Genomic DNA, 13,310 nt, shown 5'->3' with positions numbered 1-13,310 from the left:
TCACGGCGCAGGCATAGAAAATGGCCCTGTTTCCCACCATATTCGGGAAACAGGGCCACTGCTCTAAAGGGCGCCTGAGGGATTAGTCCTCAACGGGCACTAGGGAGATCTTGCCGCGGTTATCAATATCCGCGATTTCTACCTGTACCTTATCGCCAACGTTAACGACATCTTCGACCTTCTCAATGCGTTCGTCCCCACCCAGGTTGGAGATGTGGATCAATCCATCGCGGCCAGGGGTCAAGGAAACGAAGGCGCCGAATGGAACGGTCTTGACTACCGTGCCGAGGAAGCGCTCGCCCACCTTGGGCAACTGTGGGTTGGCAATGGAGTTAACCTTTTCAATCGCAGCGTCTGCGGCTTCGCCGGTGACCGCAGAGATGTAGACCGTGCCATCGTCTTCGATCGAGACATCAGCACCGGTATCTTCGGTGATCTGGTTGATGGTCTTGCCCTTAGGGCCGATGAGCTCACCGATCTTGTTGACCGGAATCTTCACCGAGGTGATCTTCGGGGCCAGGCCAGACATCTCATCTGGGGAATCGATGACCTCTGCCATGGTTTCCAGAATGGTGGCGCGGGCATCGCGGGCCTGCTCGAGTGCCTGGGCCAAGACCTTAGACGGAATGCCATCGAGCTTCGTGTCCAGCTGCAGCGCGGTGATGAATTCGGAGGTGCCCGCAACCTTGAAGTCCATGTCGCCGAAGGCGTCCTCGGCACCGAGGATATCGGTCAGTGCGACGAACTTTTCCTTGCCCTTGACCTCACCGGAGACCAAGCCCATGGCGATGCCGGCTACCGGCGCCTTGAGCGGAACGCCCGCGTTGTAGAGGGACAGGGTGGACGCACAGACAGAGCCCATGGAGGTAGAACCATTGGAACCGAGCGCCTCAGAGACCTGACGGATGGCATACGGGAAATCCTCGCGCGACGGGATGACCGGAAGCAGGGCGCGCTCGGCGAGCGCACCGTGGCCGATTTCGCGGCGCTTGGGCGAGCCGACGCGGCCGGTCTCACCGGTAGAAAATGGCGGGAAGTTGTAGTGGTGCATATAGCGCTTGGACTCAATCGGAGTAAGCGAGTCGATCTGCTGCTCCATCTTCAACATATCCAGGGTGGTGACACCGAGGATCTGCGTCTCGCCGCGCTCGAACAAGGAAGAACCATGTGCGCGTGGAACCAAGTCAACTTCGACGGACAGATCGCGGATATCGGTCAGGCCGCGGCCATCGATGCGGAAACCATCGGTCAAGATCTTGCGGCGCACGATCTTCTTCATGACCTCGTTATACGCAGCGCGAATCTGCTTGGAAGCCACTGCCTCTTCCAGGTCAGCAAATTGCGGCAGCAGATCTTGTTCGACCTGCTCCATGTGTTCGTTCGTGGCCTCGTCGCGCTCCTGCTTGCCCGGAATGGTCAGCAAGCTCTCCAGCTTCTTGGAAGCGGCCTTTTCCACGGCGGCGAAGACATCGTCTTCATACGCCGGGAAGAGCGGGAACTCCTGGGTCTCCTTGGCGGTGCGCTCTGCCAGGCCGTTCTGGGCTTCACACAGGGTCTTAATGAACGGCTTGGCTGCCTCAAGTCCTTCGGCGACGGCGGCTTCTTGCGGTGCCGGGGCGCCATCGGCAATGCGCTCTGCAACGTTGGTGCCGGCGCCAGCTTCCACCATCATGATGGCGACGTCTTCTTTACGCCCCTTGGAAACGATGCGGCCGGCCACGACCATCTCAAAGAGCGCGCGCTCGTGCTGCTCGTGGTTCGGGAACGCCACCCACTGGCCACCAGGGTGCTTGTCATCGGCGATGAGCGCCATGCGCACGCCGCCGACGGCGCCGGAGACCGGCAGACCGGAAAGCTGGGTTGCCGCAGACGCGCCGTTGATGGCTACGACGTCGTAGTACTCTTCCGGGTCCTGCGACAGGACGGTGATGACCACCTGCACTTCATTGCGCAGGCCCTTGACAAAGGTGGGGCGCAGCGGGCGGTCGATGAGGCGGCAGGCCAAGATGGCCTCGGTGGAGGGACGCCCCTCGCGGCGGAAGAAGGAGCCGGGGATCTTGCCGGCTGCGTACATGCGCTCTTCCACGTCCACAGTGAGCGGGAAGAAGTCAAAGTTCTCGCGCGGCTGGTTCGAGGCGGTCGTGGTGGCCAGCAGCATCGTGTCATCGTCGAGGTACGTGGTTACGGAACCATCTGCCTGGCGGGCCAACTGGCCGGTTTCGAAACGTACCGTGCGGGTGCCAAAGTCCCCGTTGTCGAGGACAGCGATAGCTTCGGTAATACCGAATTCTTCATCGATATTGAACTCTACGGAGTTCTGAACGCTCATCTAGTAATTCTCCTTGAGTGCTTTAGGCGATCGTCGGTGCCGCCTTTTCCACATTGTTTTGACAACGGTGAAAATTCTAACAGAGATTCCGCACTTTTGAGCTACGGCGACCGCAATCGCCCCTGCTCCCTACAAGGTTTAAGAGGGTATAAAACCACTAATTCCCCTTGCCACAGGGCAAGGGGAAAAATTCGGCCGCAGCCGCGTCGCAATTAGCGGCGCAGGCCCAGGCGGGAAATCAGGTCACGGTAACGATCCACGTTGTTTTCTGCCAAGTACTTCAGCAGGCCACGACGACGACCAACCATCAGCAGCAGACCACGACGGGAGTGGTGATCGTGCTTGTGGAACTTCAGGTGCTCCGTCAAAGTGTTGATGCGGGAGGTCAGCAGGGCAACCTGTGCCTCGGGGGAACCGGTGTCGGTCTCGTGCAGGCCGTACTCCTTGAGGATTTCGGCCTTCTTCTCAGTGGTCAATGCCATGAGTATTTCTCCTTTATTTCAGTCCACACTATTCTTCAACGCGCAGCGCCGCCGTTGCGAGCTCCGCGTGCCGCAACTGTCGTGAACCACAGTCGCTAAGCCAACTGGTCATCTTACAGCCAATTAGCACGGCAAATCAAAACGCTGCGCTACTTGGCGCCCACCGTGCGGAAAAGTTCTTCGAGGCGGTCTACAAATTCACTGACAAACCGCTCGTTATCCACGCCCACGGCGACCTTCGCGGTCGGTTCCTGGCTCAGCCTAGTTTCATCCGCGATGGTGCGCCCGCGGGTGGGGCCTTCGGTATCGGTTTTCATATTGGTCTCGATGACTTCCACCAAGGAAGGATCTGCGGCTACCGCCACGGCCAGCGGATCGTGCAGACCGCAGCCGGCCAGGTGAGGAGCCGTGGTGGCATAAGCGCGGATATAGTAATCCACCATATCGGCGAAAATCTCGCCCGCGGCCGTTCCGGTTGCCCGCCAGCGCGCGGTTTCCTTTTCCGTCAAGAGGGTGCGCAGGGTGACATCAAGGCCCACCATGGTGACATCTTGGCTGTGGCGGAAGAGGTAATCGGTGGCATCCGGGTCCTGGGAAATATTGGCCTCTGCCCACGCGGAAACATTGCCGGGAACGGTCAGCGCCCCGCCCATCATGACAATGTGGGCGTTGGTGGCAAAGGAGGCATCGGCAAGCATGGCCTGGGCGATGGTCGTGGACGGGCCGGTGGGGATAATGACGAGTTCATCGCCGTAATCGCGCACGGCCTGCACGAGGAAATCCGCGGCCGGCTGCGTGTCCTCGGTCTTATCGGACGGGCTAAGCGCGACCTCACCCACGCCATTCTGGCCGTGGATGAAGGCCGAAATCTCGCTGGGCTGGAAACCGTCCGGGCTGGGGCCAGCAAAGACCGGGATATCGGGCCTATCCAGCAGCTCCAGCAGCGCCAGGGTATTGCGCACCGCCAGTGGGACGGTGACATTGCCATACGTGCAGGTCACCCCAATGAGCTCAAGCTCTGGGTGGGCTAGGGCATACGCCAAGGCCAGGGCATCATCAATACCGGTATCAAGATCGAGGATCGCCTTCATTTACTTCTCCTTTAAGAAATAGTCTTCGCTATTGCAGCCCTGCGCGCGGGCATCGGCAGCCAGCACCGTGCGGGCGGCAGCGACGTCCTGGGCCATGGCCTCCAAAAGCTCATCGACGGAGTGAAACTTCACCATATCCCGCAGGTGGCCCACGAATTTCACGGTTGCCTCATAGCCATAAAGATCGGCATCGCGATCCAAGACAAAGGACTCCACGGAGCGCTCTTCATCACCAAAGGTGGGATTCGTGCCCACGGAAATCGCCGCGGCGTAGGCCACTTCAGGTTGCATGTCCCCGTCGAGGGGCGATTCGGAATGCACAATGAACCACCCCGCATACACCCCATCCGCGGGAATGGCTACGGTATCTGGAAAGTACTGGTTGGCCGTGGGAAAACCCAGCTCCTTGCCGCCGCGCCCCGCGCCGCGCACCACGGGTCCGGTCACGGTAAAGTGCCGGCCAAGCGCCCAATTCGCCGATTCTATATTGCCCCGGGACAGGCTCTGGCGAATGTAGGTGGAACAAATCTGCACGCCGTCTTCATCCAGCAGCGGGATGATATCGACGCTAAACCCAAACTCCTCGCCCAGCTGCCGCATGGCTTCCGCGGTGCCGCTGGCCCCTGCGCCGAAGGTGAAGTTCTCCCCCACCACCACGTGCTGTGCATGGAGTTTTCCCACCAAGAGGTCGCGCACATAAGGCCGTGGCTCCACGCCATCGAGTTCCTTGGTGAAGTCAATGACAAGTACCATCTCAATGCCCATTTCTTCCGCGAGCTCTAGCCTGCGCTCGAAGCTCACCACGGATAGCGGGGCGCGCTCCGGCAAGAAAACGGAGACCGGGTGCGGGTCAAAAGTCACCATGACGGGGACCTGATTATTCGCCCGCGCATGCTCCACGCAGGCAGAAACGAGCTGCTGATGGCCGCGGTGCAAGCCATCGAAGACGCCAATGGTTACCGAGGTCGGCCCCACATCCGCGGGGATGTCATCGATTCCGTAACAAATATCCACGGAATCCATCGTAGAGCATAGACTTGTACCCTATGACTGATGCGCTCGCACATTCCGGACTTGTCATCGTTGATAAGCCTGCCGGCATGACCTCCCACGATGTTGTTAGCCGCCTACGCAGGTATTTCCACACCAAAAAGGTCGGCCATGCCGGCACCCTGGATCCCATGGCGACAGGGGTGCTAGTCCTCGGCATCGAACGCGGCACCAAATTCCTCGCGCACATGGTCGCCTCCACCAAGTCCTATTCAGCCACCATCCGCCTCGGCGCTTCTACCACCACCGATGATGCTGAGGGCGAATTTCGCTGGGGCAAGCCTGCGGCCGCGCTGCACCGTTCCGCCATCGAGGCCGAAGTTGCCGCGTTAACCGGCGATATTATGCAAAAGCCCGCCGCGGTTTCCGCCATCAAGATCAAGGGCAAAAGGGCGCATGAATTGGTGCGCGAGGGCAAAGAGGTAGATATTCCCGCCCGCCCGGTCACCATCCACAGCTTTGACATTCATGACCTGCGCACCGAGGGCGATTTTGTTGACCTCGATGTATCCGTGGAGTGTTCCTCCGGCACCTATATCCGCTCCTTGGCGCGCGATATGGGCGAAGCCTTGGGCGTCGGCGGGCATTTAACCGCCCTGCGCCGCACAACGGTGGGGCCCTTCGCGCTTGCCGATGCCCACCTGCTCGCCGATCTTGCCGAAAACCCCCGCCTCTCCTTAAGCCTCGATGAGGCGCTCAAGCGCAGTTTCCCCGTCCTGCCCGTCACCGAGGACGAGGCCGCCGCCTTAGCGATGGGCAAATGGTTAGAGCCGCGCGGGCTGTCCGGGGTTCATGCGGCGGTAGCCCCCAATGGCCAGGCCATCGCGCTCATTAAGGAGAAGGGAAAAAGGTTGGCTACGGTCTTTGTGGCACGGCCGTCCACCCTCTAAGTCAGTGGCTGAGGGCATTGATCGAGGCGATCTGAGCGGGTTTCCGGTCAGGCTGAAAAATCAAGGGCCGGAACCAGCGTGGAAACCACGACATAACCGCCTTCTAGGATCCACTTGCCGGTGATAAACGGCACTGGCGTGGGGCGGGCCAGGATATAGGAAATGAAGGTGCCATCCTCGCGGATATCGATCTCCGCTTGATCGAAATCCAGCCACCGATGCGTCATGGGAAACCACGCCTTATAGGTAGCCTCCTTGGCGCAAAATAGCAGGCGGTCTGGGCAGTGCACCCCCGCCTTTTCTAGGCGGGGCAGCTGCTGCATTTCCCCGGCTCGGGCGATCATGGTCAACACGTGTTCGGGCAGGCGCTGCGCCGGCTCCGCATCAAGGCCAATGGAGCGAAAATCCGTAGTGGAGGCTACCACTGCTGCGCGCATGCCCTCCGTATGGGTCATGGATCCAATAAATCCTTCGGGCCACAGCGGCATGCCCCGCTCGCCGCGCATAATCGGGTTAGTACCTGTAAAGCCCAGCTCGCGCAGGGCCTGGTGCGCACACCAGCGGGCATCGCCAAATTCGGACTTCCGGATATCGACCGCCTGCGAGACTATGGACTGTTCTTTTGGGTCGAGCTGCTCATAATTGAGCAGGTCGGACTCGCGAGCATCCGTGCGCACATAGCAATACCGGGTAGTTTCTGGGAATAGGTCGGGATACAGCATTAGTCCACCTCACCAAACGTCGAGGTAACTGGGTATGGCCACGGGATACGGTGGGGCTGGTTACGCCACTCGCGCGGATAGCCCAAAGAGACTTCGATATGGTCTACCCCATCCACATTCATCTTGGAGGGCGTGTGCAGGTGTCCGTAGATGACCGCTTCTGCCTTGTACCGCTGCGGCCACGAGCGCGTATGCCGCGAGCCGCTCCACAGGGCGATTTCCGGGAAGCGCAGCACCATCGTGGGCTCTTGCACCAGCGGCCAGTGGTTGATCAAGATGGTTGGGCCCTGCACTCGGGATAAACGCTTAATGGAATACGCCAAGCGGTCCCAACACCAGGCGCGCACATCTACAAAAGGTGCGATAGCTACCTCATCGGTCATGACAAGCTTTTTGGCGCGCGCCTGTTGCACCGCTTCTTCCACCGAGGTCCCCGGTGGGCGGAAGCTGTAGTCATACAGGGTAAAAAGCGGCACGATCGTTATCCCGTTAAAGACCGGGTAAGGGTCCTCCGGGGTGATAACGCCGATTTCCCGGCAGGCGGCAAACAGGTGGTCGTATTTTTCGCGCCCCTTGTACTGGTCTTGGGAACGGGAAAATAACTCGTGATTGCCCGGCGCCCAAATAACGGTGTCATAGCGCGCGGCCAAATCGCGCAAGATGCGCACGATGAGCTCGCTGCGCTCTGCGACATCGCCTGCCACAATGAGCCAATCGGCGGGATCTGGTGGGGCTAGCTCTGCAATGCGCGCAAAATTTTCACGGATCGCGCCGTGCAAGTCTGCAACTGCCCATAACGTTGGCATTACCGCTCCCACCCGCCTTGCTCATCATCGTTACGGAGTTTCCGCTGTAGTTAAATCTGTAGTGCTGTTGCTACTCGTCATAGTCACTGTAGCGCAGCTATTACTCTGCTACTACGGCCCATTTCATGGAATAGAAGCGGTAGACCACGCCGATGAGGCGGAAAGTAATGAATGCGGCCAAGCCGCACCACACACCGGTAAGGCCCGTGCCCATGGCATGTGCGAGGAGCACGCCGGGCAAAAATCCCAAAAGCACAGAGGCAATGGTCAGGCTGCGCAAGAATGCCGCATCCCCTGCCCCCAATAGGACGCCGTCAAGGGCAAAGACCACGCCGCCGGCGATGACCATGCCGACCAGGATCCACCACGGTTGGCTCATGGCATCGATGACCTCCTGCGAGGATGTAAAGACGCGCGGGATAACCCCGACCCCGGCGGCGAAAACCAAGGCGAGGAAGGCTGAGAAGATGGTGGAATACATCACTACCTTGCTTCCCACGCTGCGCGCGTGGCGGGCCGAGCCGGCGCCCAAGGCCGCTCCGGTCAAGGCCTGAGCAGCAATGGCCAAGGAATCCAAAATCAGCGACATGAAGCTCCACAGCTGCATCATGATTTGGTGGCCGCCCAACGCGGCCGTGCCCACGCGGGACACCACGGCCGTTGCGGTAAGAAAGGCCACCTGAAAGCTAGCGGAGCGCAAGATAAGGTCACGTCCCAAGATCAGCTGTTTACGCACGATGTCCCACCGGAACTTCCACGAACCTTCGTGCTGTTTATACAGCTCGCGCACGAAAAGACTTGCGATAATGCTCATTCCCAAGACGGTGGCAATGGCAGACCCGGCAAGGCCCCACCAGTACACGAATGCAGGCACGGCAATGGCGCCGGGAATCATTCCGGCGAGGGTGAAATAGAGCGGCTTCTTGGTATTTTGTACGCCGCGCATCCAGCCATTTCCGGCCATTTCCACGAGTGTTACGGGAATGGCCAGCGCGGCGATCCGCAGCCACAGCGCGGTGCCGGCCGCCGTGGTGGGATCTCCGGTAAGCCACCGGGCAAATACGCCGCCGAAGATCCACATAATAATGGCCAAAAGCCCGCCGACGCCTACAGCCACATAGGTTGCTTGCACGCCTTCTGCTACGGCCTCGGCGCGCTTTCCAGCGCCAAACAGGCGGGACGAGCGGGCCGTGGTGCCGTAGGACAAGAAGGTCAGCTGCGTGGTCACCACGGTATGGATCGTGGTTGCCGCGGCGAGCGAAGCCAATTCCTGGGCACCCAAGCGCCCCACCATTGCGGTATCGAGCAGGAGGTAGAGCGGCATCGCGGCCAGGACGCCAAGCGCAGGAAACGCGAGGCCAAAGACCTCGCGTGCGCTTACTGTCGTGGGGGTTGACTGCCTAGTGCTCATGGATGGCACTCACCAGCTCCGCGACGATGCTTTCTTCGCTTCCTTGTGTCATGTACCCGGCAGCGGGAATATGCCCGCCGCCGCCGAATTGGGCTGCCAGGGCCGCGCAATTGATCGTGGTCGAACGCAGCGATACCGCCCAGATCCCGGGCGACTGTTCCTTAAAGACCACACCCAACTGCGTGCCCTCAAGGGCGCGCACGAAATCCACCAGGGATTCCACTGCAGAGTCCGAATGACCTTCGATATCGGCCAAGCCCGCGACGAGGATGCCCACGCCCATTTCACCAGCATGTTCAATGCGCAGCCCTGCGAGCACGCGGCCAACCATCTGTAGATCATCGGGAGTCGTGGCATCGAGTAAGTCCGTGGCAATCTGCTTGGTATCCAGGCCATAGCGCATCAAGCGCGTAGCCACATCGTGCATGGCGGGCCTGCCCCAACGAAAGCTACCCGTATCGGTCAAAAGCCCAGCGTACAGGCAGTGTGCGATGCTGCTTTCGATTTGCACCGACAGCATATCCAGGATGGTCAATATGGCCACCGTGGTGGACTCGCACTCTGAGTCAACCAAGTTTACTGAGCCAAATCCGAGATTGGACGAGTGGTGGTCGATGCACAGCACGCGCCCTGCCGTCACCAGTTGGGCGATATCTGCGGAAAATAGACCGGTGCGATCGATCGACCCGCAATCCACGGTGACATAAAGGTCATAGCCCTGCGGTAACTCCCGCATGACCTTAACCTGGTCTGCGCCGGGAATGGAGTAAAGATTAGGCGCAAAGTCCCTATCCTGGCCGATGACCGCGCAGGCTTCTTTCCCACTTTGTTGTACGGCTAAGAGCAAAGCCGTGGCCGACCCAATGGCATCGGCATCCGGGCGCAAGTGGGTAATAATACAGATGCTCTGCGCGCCAGAAATGGCGTCGACGGCGCCCTGATATTCCTTGCGGGTCACTTAAGCCTCGTCTTCATCGGAGGTCTTATACGGATTCGCCTCGCCCGCGGGCTGAGCGTTTTCCTTCAACTTTGCTAGCTCTTCATCGCGAGCACGAGCGCGCGCCAAGAGTTCTTCCATGTGCGCGGAGGCCTCTGGGACAGTATCGAGCTCAAACGTCAGGGTTGGGGTAAAGCGGACGGAGAGCTGATCGCCAACGATCTTGCGCAACTGCCCCTTCGCGCGCTTGAGTGCTTCCTCAGCCTGGTCATAATCGGGTTCTGCCTCGATATCGTGGCCACGCACCGTGTAAAAGACGGTAGCGTCATGCAAATCACCGGTGACGCGAGCATCGGTCACGGTGACCATCTCCAGGCGGCGATCCTTAATCTGCAGCTCAATGGCACTAGCCACGATTTCCTGAATTCGTTTTGCTAGCCGCGCCGCGCGTGCGTGATCGACCATGAGAACCTCCAAGCTAAAGGGGAAAATTTATTCCTAAATTACCGTGTCGCGGTATCAGAAACTACCAGTTTAGTTACTCACCGCACCCAATGGAAACCGCTTGAAAACCTCACCGCGAAAACGCTAAACGGCCCGCTCTACCTGCCGCACCTCGTGGCCTAACTCCAAGGAGAAAGGCCCTCAAGGTGGGCACGTACAGCGGGCCGACACTAGCAGCGACTAGTCGCGCGGTACCTCGACTTCTTCATAAGCCTGGATGATATCGCCTACCTGGATATCCGGGTAGGACAGCACCATACCGCACTCATAGCCGGCCTTGATCTCGGTCGCGTCGTCCTTCTCGTGACGCAGGGACTCGATCTTGGCATCGGTAGTAATGACGTTGTTATCGCGGAGCAAGCGAACCTTGCCGTTGCGGACAACCTTGCCATCGGTGACCATACAGCCTGCGATAGTACCCACCGAGGAGGACTTGAACAGGGCGCGGATTTCGGCCGCACCGGTGTCGCGTTCCTCGTAGATCGGCTTGAGCATACCCTTGAGAGCGGCCTCGACTTCCTCGATGGCCTTGTAGATAACCGTGTAGTAGCGGATATCCACGCCCTCTTGGGTAGCAATCTCCGTGGCCTTGCCTTCCGAGCGCACATTGAACGCAATGATGACGGCATCGGAAGCGGCGGCCAAGGAAATATTGGTCTCCGTTACGGCACCAACACCGCGGTCGATGATGTTGAGCTCGACTTCGTCCTCGGTCTTGATATCCAGCAGGGCATCTTCCAGCGCCTCGACGGAGCCGGCGTTGTCGCCCTTGAGGATGAGGTTGAGAGTCGAAGTCTCCTGCAATACCTTGTCCAGATCCTCCAGGGACACGCGCTTGCGCTGCTTTGCCTGCAAGGCAGAACGCTTACGAGCATCGCGCTGGTTGGCAATCTGGCGGGCCACGCGGTCATCATCGACCACGAGCAGGTTATCGCCAGCACCCGGCACGCCGGACAGGCCTTGTACCTGTACCGGGCGGGAAGGACCGGCTTCCTTAACGTCCTCGCCAAATTCATCGAGCATGCGGCGCACGCGACCGTGCGCATCGCCTACCACGATGGAATCGCCGACGTGCAGCGTACCGCGCTGGACGATGACCGTAGCCACAGGGCCGCGACCGCGGTCCAGGTGGGCTTCGATGGCCACACCCTGGGCATCCATCTCTGGGTTAGCCGTGAGCTCAAGGGCGGCATCGGCAGTCAGGATGACAGACTCCAGCAACTGGTCGATGTTCTGGCCCTGCTTAGCAGAGATATCAACGAACATCGTGTCGCCGCCGTACTCTTCAGGCACCAGGCCGTACTCCGTGAGCTGGCCACGGATCTTCTCCGGCTGGGCCTCCGGCTTATCCACCTTGTTCACAGCCACGACAACCGGGATATCGGCAGCCTTGGCGTGGTTGATGGCCTCAACCGTCTGTGGCATGACGCCGTCATCGGCGGCGACAACCAAGATGGCCAGGTCGGTGGACTTCGCACCACGGGCACGCATGGCGGTAAACGCCTCGTGGCCAGGGGTATCCAGGAAGGTAATGGTGCGTTCGCCATCCACGTCAACCGTGGTCTGGTAAGCGCCGATTCCCTGGGTAATACCGCCGGCCTCGCCGGCTGCCTCATTGGTCTTACGGATGGTATCCAACAGGCGGGTCTTACCGTGGTCAACGTGACCCATGACGGAGACGACTGGAGGGCGGTGTTCGAGGGCTTCTTCGCCGCCTTCGTCCTCGCCGAATTGCAGGTCGAAGGACTCGAGCAGCTCGCGGTCCTCGTCTTCTGGGGAGACGACTTCTACCTTGTAGTTGATCTCGTCACCGAGCAGCTGCAGCGTATCTTCCGATACGGATGCGGTTGCGGTGACCATTTCACCAAGGTTGAACAGTGCCTGCACCAATGCTGCTGGATCGGCACCGATCTTCTCCGCGAAGTCAGACAGCGAAGCGCCGCGGCGCAGGCGGACGGTCTGCCCCTTGCCATCTGGCAAGCGGACGCCGCCTACGACGTGCTTCTGCTGCTCTTCAAACTCATGGCGCTTTTGTCGCTTCGACTTCTTGCCCTTGCGTGGTGCGCCACCTGGACGGCCGAATGCGCCAGCGGTACCGCCGCGACGTCCACCGCGTCCACCGCGGAAGCCGCCGGGACGACCGCCGCCTGGGCCACCTGGGCCTCCTGGTCCACCGTGGCCACCGCGACCGCGGCCACCGCGTCCCCCACCGCTCGGTGCCTTGGACGGCATCGAGGCTGGGTTTGGATGCGAAGGCATCATGGCAGGCGATGGACGACGTCCGCCGCCACCCTGGCCTTGGTTCTGATCCTGGCCCTGACGGTTATTGCCACCTTCATTGCGGCCGCCGCGCTTTCCACCGCGATTATCGCCGGGGCGGTTGCCGCGCTGGCCCTTAGAGCCACCGGGGCGTGGGCCTGGGCGGTTGTCTCCCCCACCCGTGGAAAATGGGTTATTGGCCACGCGGCGGGATCCGCCGGGCTTAGGCATCGGTCGCGGCATGGCGTTGCCTGGGGTCGGGCGCTCGCCCGACTTCTTGGCATCGCCTTGACCTGCGTTCTGGCCTGGCTTCGGTGCACCTTGGCCGGGCTTAGGTGCTGGCTTGGAAGCAGCGGCGCCTGGCTTTGGTGCTGCCTGACCTGGCTTGGGGGCAGCCTTAGCGGACCCTGCACCTGGCTTCGGCGCAGCGTCGGATGGCTTCGGTGCCTGTGCACCTGGCTTAGGGGCGCCGGGCTTTGGCGCAGCGGATTTCGCGCCGCCCTGTGCACCTTGACCTGGCTTCGGCGCAGGCGATGCCGGCTTCTTGGCGTTGCCCTGGCCGGGCTTAGCGGGCTTGGCAGCCTTCTCAGTCTTGTCTGCCTTGCCTTCGGTGGCATCGCCACCGGACTGTGCTTCATAGTGAGCACGCATCTTCTTGACCACCGGTGGTTCGATGGTCGAGGATGCGGTTTTGACGAACTCGCCTTGTTCCTTCAGGGTGGCGAGCAGTTCCTTGCTGGTTACTCCGAGCTGTTTTGCCAACTCGTGAACACGTAGCTTTCCGGGCACTTGTCTCCTCTTGGTATCGCCTAGGAGCCAAGGCCGCGAA

At 60.3% G+C, this 13,310-nt stretch carries 11 protein-coding genes; 1 reads left to right on the top strand and 10 read right to left on the bottom strand.

The annotated features are described in order from the left end of the window. Window positions 1–82: 82 nt before the first annotated feature. From QP970_RS00605 to QP970_RS00590, 4 genes are all read right to left on the bottom strand, one after another. Entirely contained in the window at window positions 83–2,329 is a 2,247-nt protein-coding gene (locus QP970_RS00605; RefSeq protein WP_239269511.1) for a polyribonucleotide nucleotidyltransferase, read from the bottom strand. Window positions 2,330–2,541: 212 nt separating this feature from the next. Further along, the gene (rpsO, locus tag QP970_RS00600; protein ID WP_005278802.1) at window positions 2,542–2,811 is read right to left on the bottom strand and encodes a 30S ribosomal protein S15; all 270 of its coding nucleotides are present in this window, start codon (window positions 2,809–2,811) and stop codon (window positions 2,542–2,544) included. 149 nt (window positions 2,812–2,960) lie between these two features. Next, a complete protein-coding gene (locus tag QP970_RS00595) occupies window positions 2,961–3,902 on the bottom strand; it encodes a nucleoside hydrolase (RefSeq protein WP_239269510.1) in 942 nt (313 codons plus the stop codon). Further along, window positions 3,903–4,925, bottom strand: coding sequence for a bifunctional riboflavin kinase/FAD synthetase (locus QP970_RS00590; protein ID WP_239269509.1), 1,023 nt, complete (start codon window positions 4,923–4,925; stop codon window positions 3,903–3,905). Between the two features lie 23 nt (window positions 4,926–4,948). On the opposite strand from QP970_RS00590, the gene truB reads away from it, so the two are divergent. Beyond that, the gene (gene truB, locus QP970_RS00585) at window positions 4,949–5,842 is read left to right on the top strand and encodes a tRNA pseudouridine(55) synthase TruB (RefSeq protein WP_239269508.1); all 894 of its coding nucleotides are present in this window, start codon (window positions 4,949–4,951) and stop codon (window positions 5,840–5,842) included. 47 nt (window positions 5,843–5,889) lie between these two features. On the opposite strand, the gene QP970_RS00580 is transcribed toward truB, so the two are convergent. From QP970_RS00580 to infB, 6 genes are all read right to left on the bottom strand, one after another. Further along, complete coding sequence (locus tag QP970_RS00580) at window positions 5,890–6,564, bottom strand: 4'-phosphopantetheinyl transferase family protein (protein ID WP_239269507.1); 675 nt, start codon at window positions 6,562–6,564, stop codon at window positions 5,890–5,892. After that, window positions 6,564–7,370, bottom strand: a complete 807-nt coding sequence (locus QP970_RS00575; RefSeq protein WP_284869382.1) for a metallophosphoesterase family protein — start codon at window positions 7,368–7,370, stop codon at window positions 6,564–6,566. Before QP970_RS00575 ends, QP970_RS00580 begins: the two co-directional genes overlap by 1 nt. A 100-nt stretch (window positions 7,371–7,470) precedes the next feature. Next, window positions 7,471–8,781, bottom strand: coding sequence for an MATE family efflux transporter (locus QP970_RS00570; protein ID WP_284869381.1), 1,311 nt, complete (start codon window positions 8,779–8,781; stop codon window positions 7,471–7,473). Continuing rightward, on the bottom strand, window positions 8,771–9,739 hold the full coding sequence (locus tag QP970_RS00565; RefSeq protein WP_239269504.1) for a DHH family phosphoesterase: 969 nt from the start codon (window positions 9,737–9,739) through the stop codon (window positions 8,771–8,773). The genes QP970_RS00570 and QP970_RS00565 overlap by 11 nt, the downstream gene beginning before the upstream one ends. Beyond that, window positions 9,740–10,183, bottom strand: coding sequence for a 30S ribosome-binding factor RbfA (gene rbfA, locus QP970_RS00560; RefSeq protein ID WP_005278773.1), 444 nt, complete (start codon window positions 10,181–10,183; stop codon window positions 9,740–9,742). It abuts the gene before it with no gap. Between the two features lie 219 nt (window positions 10,184–10,402). Then, window positions 10,403–13,270 (bottom strand): translation initiation factor IF-2, encoded by a 2,868-nt coding sequence (gene infB, locus QP970_RS00555; protein ID WP_239269503.1) that lies wholly within the window; start codon window positions 13,268–13,270, stop codon window positions 10,403–10,405. Window positions 13,271–13,310 lie beyond the last annotated feature (40 nt).

Source organism: Corynebacterium sp. MSK073, assembly GCF_030232085.1.
Taxonomy (GTDB): Bacteria; Actinomycetota; Actinomycetes; order Mycobacteriales; family Mycobacteriaceae; genus Corynebacterium.
The sequence above is the reverse complement of the archived record's forward strand: the minus strand, read 5'-3'. Positions and strand labels throughout refer to the sequence as shown.